This window comes from Stenotrophomonas sp. SbOxS2, assembly GCF_013416715.1.
Lineage (GTDB): Bacteria > Pseudomonadota > Gammaproteobacteria > Xanthomonadales > Xanthomonadaceae > Stenotrophomonas > Stenotrophomonas lactitubi.
Window position 1 is genome coordinate 225,187 of the sequence record NZ_JAAVXD010000007.1, and the last position, 16,148, is coordinate 241,334.

At 65.5% G+C, this 16,148-nt stretch carries 12 protein-coding genes; 5 read left to right on the forward strand and 7 right to left on the reverse strand.

The window, feature by feature from the left end:
* Positions 1-16 precede the first annotated feature (16 nt).
* The 5 genes from HFK18_RS15770 to betI all read right to left on the reverse strand — a co-directional run bounded on the left by HFK18_RS15770 (position 17) and on the right by betI (position 6,825).
* Complete coding sequence (locus HFK18_RS15770; RefSeq protein WP_180166977.1) at positions 17-889, reverse strand: crotonase/enoyl-CoA hydratase family protein; 873 nt, start codon at positions 887-889, stop codon at positions 17-19.
* Between the two features lie 161 nt (positions 890-1,050).
* Positions 1,051-2,727 carry a long-chain fatty acid--CoA ligase gene (locus tag HFK18_RS15775; RefSeq protein WP_089240952.1) on the reverse strand — a complete coding sequence of 559 codons (1,677 nt, stop codon included), beginning with the start codon at positions 2,725-2,727 and terminating at the stop codon, positions 1,051-1,053.
* A 209-nt stretch (positions 2,728-2,936) separates the two neighbouring features.
* A complete protein-coding gene (gene betA, locus HFK18_RS15780; RefSeq protein ID WP_180166978.1) occupies positions 2,937-4,619 on the reverse strand; it encodes a choline dehydrogenase in 1,683 nt (560 codons plus the stop codon).
* 101 nt (positions 4,620-4,720) lie between these two features.
* Entirely contained in the window at positions 4,721-6,193 is a 1,473-nt protein-coding gene (gene betB / locus HFK18_RS15785) for a betaine-aldehyde dehydrogenase (protein ID WP_180166979.1), read from the reverse strand.
* Positions 6,194-6,234: 41 nt separating this feature from the next.
* Positions 6,235-6,825: a transcriptional regulator BetI gene (betI, locus tag HFK18_RS15790; RefSeq protein WP_100465265.1), complete on the reverse strand. Its 591-nt coding sequence runs from the start codon at positions 6,823-6,825 to the stop codon at positions 6,235-6,237.
* A gap of 170 nt (positions 6,826-6,995) precedes the next feature.
* Between betI and HFK18_RS15795 the strand changes: the two genes are divergently transcribed.
* Positions 6,996-8,546, forward strand: a complete 1,551-nt coding sequence (locus HFK18_RS15795) for a BCCT family transporter (protein WP_180166980.1) — start codon at positions 6,996-6,998, stop codon at positions 8,544-8,546.
* A 124-nt stretch (positions 8,547-8,670) separates the two neighbouring features.
* Here HFK18_RS15795 and acnA read toward each other — a convergent pair whose 3' ends face one another.
* Together acnA and bamE are read right to left on the reverse strand one after the other, a co-directional pair.
* Positions 8,671-11,424: an aconitate hydratase AcnA gene (gene acnA / locus HFK18_RS15800; protein WP_180166981.1), complete on the reverse strand. Its 2,754-nt coding sequence runs from the start codon at positions 11,422-11,424 to the stop codon at positions 8,671-8,673.
* A 257-nt stretch (positions 11,425-11,681) separates the two neighbouring features.
* Complete coding sequence (gene bamE, locus HFK18_RS15805) at positions 11,682-12,062, reverse strand: outer membrane protein assembly factor BamE (protein WP_089240964.1); 381 nt, start codon at positions 12,060-12,062, stop codon at positions 11,682-11,684.
* A gap of 191 nt (positions 12,063-12,253) precedes the next feature.
* Here bamE and HFK18_RS15810 point away from each other — a divergent pair, with 191 nt between their 5' ends.
* From HFK18_RS15810 to HFK18_RS15825, 4 genes are all read left to right on the forward strand, one after another.
* Positions 12,254-12,478: an AbrB/MazE/SpoVT family DNA-binding domain-containing protein gene (locus HFK18_RS15810; RefSeq protein WP_025878955.1), complete on the forward strand. Its 225-nt coding sequence runs from the start codon at positions 12,254-12,256 to the stop codon at positions 12,476-12,478.
* Between the two features lie 6 nt (positions 12,479-12,484).
* Positions 12,485-12,886: a type II toxin-antitoxin system VapC family toxin gene (locus tag HFK18_RS15815; RefSeq protein WP_089240966.1), complete on the forward strand. Its 402-nt coding sequence runs from the start codon at positions 12,485-12,487 to the stop codon at positions 12,884-12,886.
* Positions 12,887-12,927: 41 nt separating this feature from the next.
* Positions 12,928-15,519 carry a bifunctional aconitate hydratase 2/2-methylisocitrate dehydratase gene (acnB, locus tag HFK18_RS15820; RefSeq protein ID WP_100465271.1) on the forward strand — a complete coding sequence of 864 codons (2,592 nt, stop codon included), beginning with the start codon at positions 12,928-12,930 and terminating at the stop codon, positions 15,517-15,519.
* 121 nt (positions 15,520-15,640) lie between these two features.
* Positions 15,641-16,132 carry an energy transducer TonB gene (locus HFK18_RS15825; RefSeq protein ID WP_180166982.1) on the forward strand — a complete coding sequence of 164 codons (492 nt, stop codon included), beginning with the start codon at positions 15,641-15,643 and terminating at the stop codon, positions 16,130-16,132.
* Positions 16,133-16,148: the final 16 nt, after the last annotated feature.

A 16,148-nucleotide genomic window follows, 5' to 3' on the forward strand; every position in this document is an offset into this window, starting at 1 on the left:
GGGGGAGGGGAACGTATCAGGCCACATCCAGATTGGCGCGTCGGGTCTGCGCCTTGATCAAACGGTCCATGGTGCGCAGCGAACGATCGCCCAGGGCCAGTGCCGAATCGACCCAGACCTTGGTGATTTCCAGCAGTTCGTCATAGCTGACCGCCTGCGCCAGGTTGCGTGCGGCATTCATTGCCAGGTACGACTGCGGCAGGCGCTGCTGCTGGCGGATCATCTCTTCGACTGCGCTGCGACCTTCACCTTTCCTGACCAGCACGTCGACCACGCCCATCGCGTGCATCTCCTCGGCGCTGTAGACACGGCCGTCGAGGATGATCTTCTCGGCCAGCTGCGGTGACACCCGGCGGCACAGGAACGAATAGGCGCCCATGCCCGGGAACAGGCCGAACAGCACTTCGGGCAGGCCCATGCCGCAGCCTTCCTCGGCCACGATGGTGTGGCAGGCCAGTGCCATTTCCAGGCCGCCACCCAATGCGTCGCCCTGGATCAGGGCGATCGAGCGGACGTCGCCGCCGAAGCCAGTGTGCAGGTGGTGCACGCCTTCCACGCAGCGTTGGGCGTAGGTCAGCAGCAGGTCGCGGTTGCCTTCCCGGATCAGCCGGGTGAACAGGTCCAAGTCGCCGCCCAGGTTGTAGGCGGCGGCGTCGGAGGCCAGCACGAAATGGCGCAGCTGGCCGCTGTGGCGCTGCGCCGGGCCGCGGGTGATGGCGCTCATGTAGCTCCACATCTCGTCCAGCATGTCCTTGCGGCAGCAGGGACGCACGCCGGTGGAGGCGTCGGCGTGCATGAACAGCCAGTGGGCGGCGCCGTCGGCGCTGTCCTGGGTGCGGATGGTGGCATAGGGCGAGCCGCTGCTGGGCAGCTTTTCGATGGTACTCATGGAAGGGTCCTCGGCGGTGCGGCCCGCAGATCAAGGTGGTGGCCGGCGGGCCGAACGGTCCACTCACGCGGCGATGCTACACCGGCCCCGGGCCCACGCACGCGAAAAGGCCCGGGTCGTTGCCGACCCGGGCCTGAGCGCGTTCAACTTTCCGCAAACCCTTACGGGGCGGGCGTATCGCGGAGTTCGCGACGCAGGATCTTGCCGACGTTGGTCTTCGGCAGCTCTTTTCGGAATTCAACGATTCTGGGGTGCTTGTAGCCGGTCAGGTTGGCCCGGGCGTGTTCCTTGACCATCTCGGCGGTCAGGTTCGGGTCCTTCTTGACGATGACCACCTTGACCACCTCGCCGGACTTCTCGTCCGGTACGCCCACTGCGGCCACTTCCAGCACGCCCGGCATCATCGCGATCACGTCTTCGACTTCATTGGGGTACACGTTGAAGCCGGACACCAGGATCATGTCCTTCTTGCGGTCGACGATGTAGAAGAAGCCGTGCTCGTCCATCTTCGCCATGTCACCGGTGTGCAGCCAGTCGTCGGCGTCGATGGCCTTGGCGGTTTCCTCCGGGCGCTGCCAGTAGCCCTTCATCACCTGCGGGCCGCGGATGCACAGTTCGCCCACTTCACCCAGCGCCAGGATGTTGCCGTTGTCGTCCTTGATGCAGGCATCGGTGGACGGAATCGGCAGGCCGATCGAGCCGTTGTACTCGGCCAGGGTAAGCGGGTTGATGCAGGCCGCCGGCGAGGTCTCGGTCAGGCCGTAGGCCTCGACCAGGGTGACGCCGGTGGTCTTCTTCCAGCGCTCGGCAACCGCACGCTGCACGGCCATGCCGCCGCCCAGGGTCACCTTCAGCGAGGAGAAATCGACGGTGTCGAAGCCGGGGGTGTTGAGCAGGCCGTTGAACAGCGTGTTGACGCCGGTGATGGCGGTGAAGCGCACCGACTTGAGCTCCTTGACGAAGCCCTTCATGTCACGCGGGTTGGTGATGAGGTGGTTGCAGCCACCGAACTTCATGAAGACCAGGCCGTTCGCCGTCAACGCGAAGATGTGGTAAAGCGGCAGGGCGGTGATGATCCATTCCTTGCCCATCTCGATGCCCGATGCGCTGATCCAGGCCGAGGCCTGCTGCATGTTGGCGATCAGGTTGCGGTTGGTCAGCATCGCGCCCTTGGCCACACCGGTGGTGCCGCCGGTGTACTGCAGGAACGCCACGTCGTCGTGGTCGATCTCGACCTTCGGCAGCGTGTGGCGGCTGCCCAGCTTGAGCGCCTGCTTGAAGCGCACCGCGCCCTTCAGATGGTAGTTGGGCACCATCTTCTTGATGTACTTGAGCACGAAGTTGACGATCACGCCCTTGGTGCCGAGCAGGTCGCCCAGGCCGGTGGTGACCACATGCTTGACCGGCGTATCGGCGATGACCTGTTCGACGGTGTCGCCGAAGTTGTCCACCACCACGATCGCGGCCACCCCGGCGTCGACCAGCTGATGCTTCAGCTCGCGCGCGGTGTACAGCGGGTTGACGTTGACCACGGTCAGGCCGGCACGCAGCACGCCGAAGGTCGCCACCGGGTACTGCAGGCAGTTGGGCATCATCAGGGCGACGCGGTCGCCCTTCTTGAGCTTCAGCTCGCCCAGCAGGTAAGCGGCGAACTGCTCGACCAGGGCATCGGTCTCACCGTAGGTGAGGGTCTTGCCGAAACTGGAGTAGGCCGGTCGGTCGCGGTACTTCGCGACGGAGGCGTCGAAGACCGAAACTACCGAATGGAACTCGTTGACGTCGATCTCGGCGGGAACGCCTTTCGGATAGCTCTGCAGCCAGGGACGATCCAGACTCATATTCCCCCTCCAGGAAACGTAATGATGGGTGCGGCGCGGACAGTATCCGCCAGAACCGCTCTCCGCAGCATACCGTCCCGTAGGGAAAACGCGAAGAGGCCTGCCGCGTGGCGGCTGGATGCGGCAAAAGACGCCGGGCATGGCCCGGCGCTACCGATTGGGGGAAGAGGTGCCGGTAGCGCCGGGCCATGCCCGGCGGAGTAGCCGCGTCAGCCGTGGCTGCGTACCGGCGCGCCGTTGGCCTTGTAGTACGCCGCAGTGCTGCGCGGCAGCGGGGTGCGGCCACGGATCACATCCGCCAGCTTCTCGGCGATCATGATGGTCGGCGCGTTGAGGTTGCCGGTGACCACCTGCGGCATGATCGAGGCATCGACGATGCGCAGGCCTTCCAGGCCATGCACGCGACCCTGGCCGTCGACCACCGCCATCGGATCATCGGCGTGGCCCATCTTGTTCGAGCAGGACGGGTGGTAGGCGGTCTCGGCATGCTCGCGCACGAACGCATCGATCTGCGCATCGGTCTGCAGCGCGCTGCCCGGCGAGATCTCGCGACCGCTGTACGGTGCCAGCGCCGGCTGCGCGAAGATCTCGCGGGTGATCCGGATCGCCGAACGGAACTCGCGCCAGTCCTGGTCGTGCGACATGTAGTTGAACAGGATGCTGGGATCTTCGCGCGGGTCCTTCGAGCGCACGTGGATGCGGCCACGGCTCGGCGAGCGCATCGAACCGACATGCATCTGGAAGCTGTGCGCCTTGATCGGGTTGGAGCCGTTGTAATTGATCGCCACCGGCAGGAAGTGGTACTGCAGGTTGGGCCAGTCGAACTCGGCATCGCTGCGGATGAAACCACCCGCCTCGAACTGGTTGCTGGCGCCGATGCCGGTGCCCAGGAACAGCCATTCGGCGCCGATCGCCGGCTGGTTGTACAGCTTCAGTGCCGGGGCCAGCGAGACCGGCTTCTTGCACTCGTACTGCAGGTACATTTCCAGATGATCCTGCAGGTTGGCGCCGACGCCGGGCAGGTGGTGCACCAGGTCGATGTCCAGGCTGCGCAGCAGGTCGGCCGGGCCGACGCCGGAGCGCTGCAGGATCTGCGGCGAGGCGATGGCGCCGCCGCACAGCAACACTTCGCGGCGCGCGGTGGCGCGCTGCGGCTGGTCGTTGTGCAGCCACTGCACGCCCACGGCGCGCTTGCCCGAGAACAGGATGCGGTCGGTCAGCGCGTGGGTGACGATGGTCAGGTTCGGGCGCGGCTTGGCCAGGTCAAGGTAGCCACGCGCGGTGCTGGAGCGACGGCCCTTCGGCGTGACCGTGCGGTCCATCGGACCGAAGCCTTCCTGCTGGTAGCCGTTGAGATCGTCGGTGCGCGGGTAACCGGCCTGCACGCCGGCCTCGACCATCGCCGCGAACAGTTCGTTGTTGCCGGCCTTGGGCGTGGTAACGCGCAGCGGGCCGTCGCCGCCGTGGTAGTCGTTGGGGCCGATGTCGCGGGTTTCGGCCTTGCGGAAGTACGGCAGGCAGTCCAGGTAGGTCCAGTCTTCCAGGCCCGGCATGCCGGCCCAGTTGTCGTAGTCCATCGCGTTGCCGCGGATGTAGCACATGCCGTTGATCAGCGACGAACCGCCCAGGCCCTTGCCACGACCGCAATCCATCCGGCGGTTGTTCATGAAGGGCTCGGGATCGGTCTTGTACGCCCAGTTGTAGCGCTTGCCCTGCAGGGGGAAGGCCAGTGCGGCGGGCATCTGGGTACGGAAGTCGAGCCGGTAGTCCGGGCCACCGGCTTCCAGCAGCAGCACGCTGACATCGGCATCTTCGGTGAGGCGGGTGGCCAGCACGTTGCCGGCCGAACCGGCGCCGATGATGATGTAGTCGTACTCGTTATGGGTGCTCATGGTTGCTCTCCTGCAGGCCGGGCGCGCTGCATGCAGGCGTCCCGGCGGAATGTCGGATCGGCGCGGTGGCCGGACGATGGGCGGTGCTCAGGGCGCGCCGGTCAGAACACGCTGGCGTAGTCGCCCAGTTCGACCTGCACCGACTTGATGCGGGTGTAGTGGCCGAGGGTGGAGATGCCGTTCTCGCGGCCGACGCCGGACTGCTTGTAACCACCCACCGGCATTTCGGCCGGCGACTCGCCCCAGGTGTTGATCCAGCAGATGCCGGCTTCCAGGCGATGGATGATGCGATGTGCGCGGCTGATGTCCTTGCTGACCACGCCTGCGGCCAGGCCGAAGGTGGTGTCGTTGGCGCGACGCACCACTTCGCCCTCGTCGTCGTAGGCGAGGATGCTCATCACCGGCCCGAAGATTTCTTCGCGGACAATGGTCATGTCGTCGCGGCAGTCGGAGAACACCGTCGGCAGCACATAGGCGCCCTCGGCCAGGGCGCCGTCGGTGGCGCGACCGCCGCCGGTCAGCAGGCGCGCGCCTTCGCTCTTGCCGCTTTCGATGAAGCGCAGCACGTTTTCCATGTGCGGGAAGCTGGTCAGCGGGCCGAAGTTGGTCTCGGCGGCCATCGGGTCGCCGATGCGGATGCGCTTGACGCGCTCGACCACGGCGGCCTCGAACGCGGCCAGCATGCTGCGCGGCACGAACACGCGGGTGCCGTTGGTACAGACCTGGCCGGAGCTGAAGAAGTTGGCCATCACCGCGATGTCGGCGGCGCGGTCCAGGTCGGCGTCGTCACAGATCACCAGCGGCGACTTGCCGCCCAGTTCCATCGTCACTTCCTTCAACGAAGACGACGCTGCGCTGGCCATGACCTTCTTGCCGGTGGCGACGCCGCCGGTGAAGGAGATCTTCTCGATCACCGGGTGCTCGGTCAGCCAGTTGCCGATCTCGCGGCCAGGGCCCTGCACGACGTTGAACACGCCGTCCGGCACGCCGGCTTCGGTGTAGATCTCGGCGAGCTTGATCGCGGTCAGCGGGGTCACTTCGGAGGGCTTGAACACCATCGCGTTGCCGGCGGCCAGGGCCGGGGCCGACTTCCACATGGCGATCTGGATCGGATAGTTCCAGGCGCCGATGCCGGCGACCACGCCCAGCGGCTCGCGGCGGGTATAGAAGAAGCTCGATTCGCGCAGCGGCAGCTGGATGCCTTCGATGGCCGTGGCCAAGCCGGCGTAGTACTCCAGTACGTCGGCGCCGGTGACGATGTCCACCGTGGTGGTTTCGGCCAGCGCCTTGCCGGTATCCAGCGTTTCCAGGTGGGCCAGCTCGTCATTGCGCTCGCGCAGGATCTCGACGGCGCGGCGCAGGATGCGCGAGCGCTCCATCGCGGTCATCGCTGCCCACACCTTCTGGCCTTCACTGGCGCTTTCAACCGCGCGCTCGACATCGGCCTGGCTGGCGACCTGCACGTCGGCCAGCACCTGGCCAGTGGCCGGGTTGATGGTCTGGAAGGTCTTGCCACTGGTGGCATCGACGCGGCGGCCGTGGATGTAGAGCTGTTGCACGGGCAGGGTGGTCATCGGCTTGCTCCTGGAAGGGGTGGGGCGGGTTGCTGGCGCGCTCAGGGCGCGTTGGCCTGCAATTGGAAATCGATGTAGCCGTAGGCGATGCGGCGTGCCTTGTCGGCGTTGAAGTCACCGCCGACCAGGCTGCCGCGCAGCCACAGGCCGTCGATCATCGCGGCCAGTCCGCGTGCGGACAGGCGTGCCTGCGCATGCGGCAGCTGGCGGTTGAACTGGTGGCAGAGGTTGGAGAACAGTCGCTGGTCGTTGGCACGCTGCAGCCGGGTCAGTTCCGGCTGGTGCATGCTCGCGGCCCAGAACGTCAGCCATACACGCATGGCGGTCCCGTTGGTCTGGCTGTCGTCGAAGTTGCCATCGACGATGGCGCGAAGCTGTGAACGTGCGTCATCCGGCGCGGCGTCGCGATAGCGGGCGACGGCGGCCTTCAGCTCGCGCAGGATCTGCCGCATCGCGGCATTGAGCAGGCCGTCCTTGTCGCCGAAGTAGTGGGCGACGATGCCGCTGGACAGGCCGGCTTTCTTTGCGATGGTGGCGACGGTGGCATCGGCCATGCCGATCTCGTCGATGGTCTGGAAAGTGGCCCGGATCAGCTGCTCGCGGCGGACCGGCTCCACGCCTTTCTTCGGCATTGTCTCTCCACGGATTGCGACCCGGGATGCCGGGCTGGTGGAGATCATACTTTTTATTGATTGAACGTTCAATCAATAAACCCTACGATGCCGGTCGCGCCCCCACGCCATGGGCCCGGTTTCCGGTCCGGCCCCGCCCATGTGCCCCCCTGGACTGATGAGACGACCCCATGTCTTCCCTGGCTCATCCCAAGCGCTCGCCCCTGCGCTTGAACCGTTTCGTGTTCTTCAGTTCGTCGGTCTCCATCGGCATCCTCGGTGCGTTGACCGTGTTCTTCCCGCAGGCCAGCGAGCACTGGCTGCAATGGGCGCAGGCCGAGGTCTCGGCGGCGTTCGGCTGGTGGTACATGCTGCTGATCGTGGCCTGCCTGGGCTTCGTGCTGTGGCTGGCGTTCTCGCCGTATGGCCGCATCCGCCTGGGCCATAACGAGGAATCGCCCGCCTTCGGCTACGTGGCCTGGGTGTCGATGCTGTTCTCGGCTGGCATCGGCATCGCGCTGCTGTACTACGGCGCCTACGAGCCGCTGGACCATTTCCTCAACCCGCCCGGGCAGCCCGGCGGAACCGTTGCGGCCGGCCGCGAAGCGATGGTGCTGACCTTCCTGCACTGGGGCCTGCACGGTTGGGCGCTGTACGCGCTGGTCGGCGTGGCGCTGGGCTACTTTGCCTATCGACGCAACCTGCCGCTGGCGCTGCGTTCGGCGCTGTACCCGATCTTCGGCGAACGCATCCATGGCCGCATCGGTGACATGGTCGATGGCTTTGGCATCCTGGCGACGCTGATCTCGATGGTCACCAACCTCGGCATCGGTGCGCTGGTGGTGCAGTCCGGCCTGGTCTACCTGTTCCACATCCCGGATACGCCGCAGGTGCTGGTGGCGATCGTGCTGGTGATGATGGTCGTGGCCACCATCGGCGTCGTTGCCGGTGTGGAGAAGGGCATCGCCTGGTTGTCCAACCTCAACGTGCGCCTGCTGTGCCTGCTGCTGCTGTTCGTGCTGGTGACCGGGCCGACCCTGCATCTGTTCGACGGCCTGGTGCAGAACACCGGCGACTATCTGGGCGCGTTCGTGCGCAAGAGCTTCGACATGTACCTCAATGACCCGAAGGGGCGTGAGTGGATGGGCTCGTGGACGCTGTTCTACTGGGCGTGGTGGATTGCCTGGGCGCCGTTCGTGGGCCTGTTCGTGGCGCGCATCTCGCGTGGCCGCACCATTCGTGAAGTGATCATGGGCGTGCTGCTGATCCCGCTCGGCTTCACCCTGGCGTGGCTGTCGATCTTCGGCAACACCGCCATCGACCTGGTGCTGAACCACGGCCAGGCGGTGCTGGGCGACGTGGCCCAGCATGATGCGGCGATGACCCTGTTCAAGCTGCTGGAGTATCTGCCCGCAGCGCCGTACATCGCCGGTGCGGCGGTGGTGATTGGTTTCGTGTTGTTCCTGACCCCGGTTGATTCGGGAACGCTGATGATCGCCAACCTGTGCACCCGGCGTGTCGATGATGGCGTGGAGGACGGGCATGACGCGCCGATCTGGCTGCGCGTGTTCTGGGCGGCGGGCATCACCGTGGCCAGCGTCGGCCTGCTGCTGGCCGGCAACTTCAGCGCGATGCAGACGGCGGTGGTGCTGTGCGGCCTGCCGTTCTCGTTCATCCTGGCGTTCTACATGTGGGGCCTGTTGAAGGCGCTGCGTACCGACCCGGATGCGCCGCGCCGGTAGGTAGCGCCGGGCAATGCCCGGCGAGCGCCAAGGAAAAGGGCCGGATCTGCGAGGATCCGGCCCTTTTGTCTTTGCGCTGACAGCAGCCAGGCATGGCCTGGCTCTACCTATGCAGTGCGATCGATCAACGTGCAGCCAACTGGCGCAGCACGTACTGCAGCAGGCCACCATGACGGAAGTACTCCACTTCCTTCGGGGTCAGCAGCATCACCGAGACTTCGAAGGTCTTCTTCGTGCCATCGGCCTTGGTCGCGGTGACCGTGGCGCGCTTGCTGGCACCATCCTGCAGGCCGGTGACATCGATCACTTCCGAACCGTCCAGGCCCAGCGACTGTGCGTTTTCACCGTTGCGGAACTGCAGCGGCAGTACGCCCATGCCGACCAGGTTGGAGCGGTGGATGCGTTCGAAGCTTTCGGCGATGACCGCCTTCACACCCAACAGCAGGGTGCCCTTGGCGGCCCAGTCGCGCGAGGAACCGGTGCCGTATTCCTTGCCGGCCAGCACCACCAGCGGCACCTTGTCGGCCTTGTACTTCATGGCGGCATCGTAGATCGCCAGCTTTTCCGGCTGGCCGCCGTTGGCCGGGTAGTACAGGGTGTTGCCGCCTTCTTCGCCACCGAACATCAGGTTCTTGATGCGGATGTTGGCGAAGGTGCCGCGGACCATCACGTCATCGTTGCCACGGCGGCTGCCGTAGCTGTTGAAGTCGGCCGGCTGCACGCCGCGTTCCTGCAGGAAGCGGCCCGCCGGCGAATCCTTCTTGATGTTGCCGGCGGGGGAGATGTGGTCGGTGGTGATCGAATCGCCGAACAGGCCCATCACCCGCGCGCCGTGCACGTCATCGATGGTGCCGACCTGCATGGTCATGCCGTCGAAGTACGGCGGGTTCTTGATGTAGGTGGAGGCGTCGCTCCATTCGTACAGATCACCGTCCGGCGAGGCGATGGTGTTCCAGCGGGTATCGCCCTTGAACACGTCGGCGTAGTTCTGCTTGAACATTTCCGGGCCGACGGTGGCGGCGATGACGTCGCCGATTTCCTTGTTGCTCGGCCAGATGTCGCGCAGGTATACCGGCTGGCCATCGCTGCCGGTGCCCAGCGGTTCGCTGGTCAGGTCGATGTCGGTGGTGCCGGCGATGGCGTAGGCCACCACCAGCGGCGGGCTGGCCAGGTAGTTCATCTTTACTTCGGGGTGCACGCGGCCCTCGAAGTTGCGGTTGCCCGACAGCACCGAGGTCACCACCAGGTCGCCACTGGCGATGCCGGCGCTGACTTCGGTCGGCAGCGGGCCGGAATTGCCGATGCAGGTGGTGCAGCCATAGCCGACCACATAGAAGCCGATCTTCTCCAGCTCGGTGAGAACGCCGGCCTTTTCCAGATAGTCGGTGACCACACGCGAGCCTGGGCCGAGCGAGGTCTTGACCCACGGCTTGCGGTCCAGGCCCTTGGCGGCCGCGTTGCGGGCCAGCAGGCCGGCGCCGATCATCACCGCCGGGTTGGAGGTGTTGGTGCACGAGGTGATGGCGGCGATGACCACCGCGCCATCCTTCAGCCGCACCTTCCTGCCGTCCATCTCGATGTCGGCGTAGCCCTTGGCCAACTGCTCGTTGCCCACTGCGGCGCCGCCGCCTTCATTGACGAAGGTGGAGACATCCTCGCTGCGCTTGTCACGGTTGGCGGTCATGCCGACCAGGGCGTCGCGGTAGTTCTTCTGCACGTCTTCCAGAAGCACGCGGTCCTGCGGGCGCTTGGGGCCGGCCAGCGAGGGCTTGACCGTGCCCATGTCCAGTTCCAGCGTGGTGCTGTACTGCGCATGCGGGCTGTTGGCGTCGTGCCACAGGCCCTGCGCCTTGGCATAGGCTTCAACCAGGGCGATCTGCTCTTCGCTGCGGCCGGACAGGCGCAGGTAGGTCAGCGATTCGTTGTCGATCGGGAAGATGCCGCAGGTGGCGCCGTATTCCGGGGCCATGTTGCCGATGGTCGCGCGATCGGCCAGTGGCAGGTGCTGCAGGCCGTCACCATAGAACTCGACGAACTTGCCGACCACGCCGAGCTTGCGCAGCATCTGGGTGACGGTCAGCACCAGGTCGGTGGCGGTGGCGCCTTCGGGCAGCTTGCCGGTCAGCTTGAAGCCGACCACCTGCGGAATCAGCATCGACGAGGGCTGGCCGAGCATGGCTGCTTCTGCCTCGATGCCGCCCACGCCCCAGCCGAGCACGCCGATGCCGTTGATCATCGTGGTATGGCTGTCGGTGCCGAACACGGTATCGGGATAGGCGATGGCCTTGCCGTCCTTGTCCGCGGTCATCACCACGCGGGCCAGGTTTTCCAGGTTGACTTGGTGGACGATGCCGGTGTTGGGCGGCACCACCTTGAAGTTGTCGAAGGCCTTCTGACCCCAGCGCAGGAAGCCGTAGCGTTCCTGGTTGCGCTGGAATTCGATCTTGCCGTTGAGGTCCAGTGCGTCGGGCTTGCCGAACACATCCACCTGCACCGAATGGTCGATGACCAGTTCGGAGGGGATCAGCGGATTGATCTGTTCGGGGCGACCGCCCAGCTTGACCACGGCATCGCGCATCGCGGCCAGGTCGACCACGCAGGGCACGCCGGTGAAGTCCTGCAGCACCACGCGTGCGGGCATGAAGGCGATTTCGGTGTCGGGCTCTGCGCTGGGCTGCCAGCGGGCGACGGCCTCGATGTGATCCTTGCCGACGGTGACGCCGCCATCCTCGTGCCGGAGCAGATTCTCCAGCAGGATCTTCATCGAGTAGGGCAGGTGGGAGATGTCGAAGCGCTGGCCCAGCTTGGGCAGGCTGAAGTAGTCGTAGGTCTTGCCGCCGACGTCCAGCTGGCTGCGGGTGGAGAACGAATCGCTCATGCGGGATGACTCCTCTTGCGGATGGCTTGCAGTGGCCCGCATGGGCGGGCCTGCTTGCGTTTGCCGGTGGCACTCCGGCCCCGGATCCTGCCCAGTATCGGCGATCCGGCGCCCGGCAATGACCCGGCAGGCTTGGAACGCAAGGTTACAGCGATGTGTGTAGCCTTCGTGTCAGCGTACCCATCGTTTTTGCGCCGGCCCGCACGCAGACGGGGCGCTCATGGGCGCCCCGTCCAGGAATGCATCGGCTGCAGCAGTTACTTGCCGTTGGCGGCATCGAGCAGCGGGTTGCCGGTCTTGGCGCCACCGGTGCCGTTGCTCTTGGACTTGGCGGTCAGCACGCCGGCCTTGTTGAATTCGAAGACGGTCGATTCATTGATGTTCTTGCCGAAGCTCTTGATCTTGGTGAAGTCGTAGTACCAGACCTGGGTGTCGCCCAGCTGCTCGCGGCGATTGGGTGCTCCAAAGGCCTCGCTGACCTGCTTCTGGGTGGTCTTGCCGATCTCCGCCGCGTCCATCTGCGCCGGAGTGATCTCGGTGCCGGTGACGTAGGCACCGAACGGGTTGAAGGCGTGGGCCGCCGGGACCGACAGGGTCAACGGGGCAGCCAGCATCAGGGCAAGAGTGAGAGCGCGCATGAAACTTCCTTATTTATGGGGCGGATAGGTGCGGTAGGAACGCCGGGGCGTCCAGCCGGGGCGCAGCTGGGCTGCCGAAGGAGTCTAACCCCGGGATGCGACGGACGCGGGATGAAGGTCACATATCGCCTGGGTTTGTCCCGGGTGCGACGGGTATGTATAATTCATGCATACTTTTTGAGGCGTACCCCATGGAAGCCACCGTTGCTGAACGCGGACAGATCACCCTGCCCAAGGCGGTGCGTGATGCGCTGGGCCTGACCAAGGGCACCTTGTTGAAGGTAGAGCTGGAAGGCAGCCGGATCATCCTGCGCAAGAGCGTGGACGATGCGATCTCCCGCGCCCGCGGCAAGTTCTCGCTGGACGGCTTCGAATCGGCCGACGCGGCCGTGCGCGACCTGCGCGACGAGGAGTAAGCGGTGATGATCGCCGTCGATTCACCGGTGCTGGTCGAACTGCTCAGCAACGGCCCGCAGGCCGATGCGGTGGAAGCCTGCCTGCGGCAGAGCCTGGTCGGCGGCCGCGTGGTGGTCTGCGGCGCCACCCTGGCCGAGATCTGCGCTGCCCTGCGCGGCGGTGCCGAGGTACTGGAAGCGCTGGAGGAAATGGGCGTGCACTTCAACGCGCTGGAGGCCAAATCGGCCCTGCGCGCCGGTGAAATGCATCGCCGCCATCGCCAGCGCGGCAGCGGTCAGCGCCGTGGCCTGGACGAATTCATGATCGGTGCGCACGCGCTGCTGCAGTGCGATGGCCTGATCACCTGGAACGACACGTTTTATCGCGACTACTTCAAGGGCCTGAAGCTGATCGTGCCGCAAGCCTGAGCCCACTTTTTATTCACCTCACGCATTACCCGGGAGTTGTCATGTTGGAAGCCTACCGCCACCACGTCGCCGAGCGCGCTGCGCTTGGCATCCCGCCCCTGCCGCTGACCGCGCAGCAGACGGCCGATGTCATCGAACTGCTGAAGAACCCGCCGCAGGGCGAGGCCGAGTTCCTGCTCGACCTGCTGACCCACCGCGTGCCGGCCGGCGTCGATGACGCTGCCAAGGTCAAGGCCTCGTACCTGGCCGCGATCGCACTGGGCAGCGAGCAGAACCCGCTGATCAGCCGCGAGCGCGCCACCGAACTGCTGGGCACCATGCTGGGCGGCTACAACGTCGCGCCGCTGGTGCAGCTGCTGGACGACGCCAGCGTCGGCGCCATCGCTGCCGACGCGCTGAAGAAGACCCTGCTGGTGTTCGACGCCTTCCACGACGTGCAGGAAAAGGCCAAGGCCGGCAACGCCAACGCCCAGTCCGTGCTGCAGAGCTGGGCCGATGCCGAGTGGTTCACCAGCAACCCGGAAGTGCCGCAGAGCCTGACCGTCACTGTGTTCAAGGTGCCGGGCGAAACCAATACCGACGACCTGTCGCCGGCACCGGACGCGACCACTCGCCCGGACATTCCGATGCACGCCCTGGCGATGCTGAAGAACAAGCGCGACGATGCGCCGTTCACCCCGGAAGAAGACGGCAAGCGCGGCCCGATCCAGCAGATCCTCGACCTGAAGGACAAGGGCCACCTGGTCGCCTATGTCGGCGACGTGGTCGGCACCGGTTCCTCGCGCAAGTCGGCCACCAACAGCGTGCTGTGGTGGACCGGCGATGACATTCCGTACATCCCGAACAAGCGCGCCGGTGGCGTCTGCCTGGGTTCGAAGATCGCCCCGATCTTCTACAACACCATGGAAGATGCCGGCGCGCTGCCGATCGAGCTGGACGTGTCGAAGATGGAGCACGGCGATGTGGTCGAGCTGCGTCCGTACGAAGGCAAGGCGCTGAAGAACGGCGAAGTGATCGCCGAGTTCCAGGTCAAGTCCGACGTGCTGTTCGACGAAGTGCGTGCCGGTGGCCGCATTCCGCTGATCATCGGCCGTGGCCTGACCGGCAAGGCGCGCGAAGCGCTGGGCCTGGCCCCGACCGACCTGTTCCGCCTGCCGGTGCAGCCGGCCGACACCGGCAAGGGCTTCTCGCTGGCACAGAAGATGGTCGGCCGCGCCTGTGGCCTGGCCGAAGGGCAGGGCATGCGCCCGGGTACCTACTGCGAACCGAAGATGACCTCGGTGGGCTCGCAGGACACCACCGGCCCGATGACCCGTGACGAGCTGAAGGACCTGGCCTGCCTGGGCTTCTCGGCCGACCTGGTGATGCAGTCGTTCTGCCACACCGCGGCCTACCCGAAGCCGGTGGACGTCAAGACCCACCACACCCTGCCGGAATTCATCTCCACCCGTGGCGGCATCTCGCTGCGTCCGGGTGACGGCGTGATCCACAGCTGGCTCAACCGCATGCTGCTGCCGGACACCGTCGGCACCGGTGGTGACTCGCACACCCGTTTCCCGGTGGGTATTTCGTTCCCGGCCGGTTCGGGCCTGGTCGCCTTCGCCGCTGCCACCGGCGTCATGCCGCTGGACATGCCGGAGTCGGTGCTGGTGCGTTTCAAGGGCAAGATGCAGCCGGGCGTGACCCTGCGTGACCTGGTCAACGCGATTCCGCTGTACGCGATCAAGTCGGGCCTGCTGACCGTGGCCAAGGCTGGCAAGAAGAACATCTTCTCCGGTCGCATCCTCGAAATCGAAGGCCTGCCGGAACTGAAGGTCGAACAGGCATTCGAACTGTCCGATGCCTCGGCCGAGCGTTCGGCTGCCGGCTGCTCGGTGCGCCTGAACAAGGAACCGATCATCGAGTACCTGACCAGCAACATCACCCTGTTGAAGTGGATGATTGCCGAGGGTTACCAGGATCCGCGTTCGCTGCAGCGTCGCATCGAGAAGATGGAAGCGTGGCTGGCCAACCCGGAGCTGCTGGAGCCGGATGCCGACGCCGAGTACGCCGCCGTCATCGAGATCGACCTGGCCGACATCCACGAGCCGATCGTGGCCTGCCCGAACGACCCGGACGACGTGAAGACCCTGTCCGAAGTCGCGGGTGCGAAGATCGATGAAGTGTTCATCGGTTCGTGCATGACCAACATCGGTCACTTCCGTGCGGCTGCGAAGCTGCTGGAAGGCAAGCGCGATCTGCCGACCCGCCTGTGGGTGGCCCCGCCGACGAAGATGGATGCTTCGGAGCTGACCAAGGAAGGCGTGTACGGCACCTTCGGCGCCACCGGCGCACGCATGGAAATGCCGGGCTGCTCGCTGTGCATGGGCAACCAGGCGCAGATCCGCGAAGGCTCCACCGCGATGTCGACCTCGACCCGCAACTTCCCGAACCGCCTGGGCCGCAACACCAACGTGTACCTGGGTTCGGCGGAACTGGCCGCGATCTGCTCGCGTCTGGGCCGCATCCCGACCAAGGAAGAGTACATGGCCGATGTGGGCGTGATCGCCGCCAGCGGCGCGGAGATCTACCGCTACATGAACTTCGACCAGATCGAGGAATACCAGGACGTGGCCAACACGGTCGCTGCCTGATCCTGCTGATCGGTTGATGGTGTAAACGAAGAACCCCCGGTGAAAGCCGGGGGTTTTTTTGTGGGCGCCAGCGGCGCCGGCTGCGCGTTAGACTTCGACCTGCTTTTTCAGGAGGACAGGGATGTTGGCGGATCGACGACACTGGGTAGCGCTGGCAGCGATGATGGCGGGCTGGGCCATGGCACCGGCTGCAATCGCGCAGCAGGATGTGCGGGCCGATGAAGCGTCTGCCGATAGGCGGATGAGCGCTGACGAACACAGGGTGTTCCTGCTGCAGGAACAGTTCCTGGAGATCGCCCGGGCCAACGCGTCAAGGTCTGAGACAGCCGAAAAGGTAGAAACCTACGCCTCGGTCGATGCCGACTCGCAGCGGCAGCATCCCGTGCAGCTTGAGAACCATCAGCCACCCGAGCGCGGAGTTGGTGCGGCCACGCTGCTGGTGGACGTAGACGAGCAGGGCCGCCCGTATGCTGTGGAGATCGCGCGCGGCAGTGGATCGGCGGAGTTGGATGCGGCGGCCATGGATGCGGCGTATCGATGGAGCTACAACGCCGCCAGCAGGGATGGCGTACCGGTGCGCGGAAAGGTGCGGATCACGGTGTCGGGACCGTAACTGCGACTGCGTGATG

Bases quoted from the DNA above. Each gene is read 5' to 3' on its own strand.
- HFK18_RS15825 (WP_180166982.1), top strand. From the start codon at position 15,641: ATGTTGGCGGATCGACGACACTGGGTAGCGCTGGCAGCGATGATGGCG.
- acnA (WP_180166981.1), bottom strand. From the start codon at position 11,424: ATGAGCGATTCGTTCTCCACCCGCAGCCAGCTGGACGTCGGCGGCAAG.
- HFK18_RS15810 (WP_025878955.1), top strand. From the start codon at position 12,254: ATGGAAGCCACCGTTGCTGAACGCGGACAGATCACCCTGCCCAAGGCG.
- betB (WP_180166979.1), bottom strand. From the start codon at position 6,193: ATGACCACCCTGCCCGTGCAACAGCTCTACATCCACGGCCGCCGCGTC.
- HFK18_RS15770 (WP_180166977.1), bottom strand. From the start codon at position 889: ATGAGTACCATCGAAAAGCTGCCCAGCAGCGGCTCGCCCTATGCCACC.
- betA (WP_180166978.1), bottom strand. From the start codon at position 4,619: ATGAGCACCCATAACGAGTACGACTACATCATCATCGGCGCCGGTTCG.
- HFK18_RS15795 (WP_180166980.1), top strand. From the start codon at position 6,996: ATGTCTTCCCTGGCTCATCCCAAGCGCTCGCCCCTGCGCTTGAACCGT.
- HFK18_RS15815 (WP_089240966.1), top strand. From the start codon at position 12,485: ATGATCGCCGTCGATTCACCGGTGCTGGTCGAACTGCTCAGCAACGGC.
- betI (WP_100465265.1), bottom strand. From the start codon at position 6,825: ATGCCGAAGAAAGGCGTGGAGCCGGTCCGCCGCGAGCAGCTGATCCGG.
- HFK18_RS15775 (WP_089240952.1), bottom strand. From the start codon at position 2,727: ATGAGTCTGGATCGTCCCTGGCTGCAGAGCTATCCGAAAGGCGTTCCC.
- acnB (WP_100465271.1), top strand. From the start codon at position 12,928: ATGTTGGAAGCCTACCGCCACCACGTCGCCGAGCGCGCTGCGCTTGGC.
- bamE (WP_089240964.1), bottom strand. From the start codon at position 12,062: ATGCGCGCTCTCACTCTTGCCCTGATGCTGGCTGCCCCGTTGACCCTG.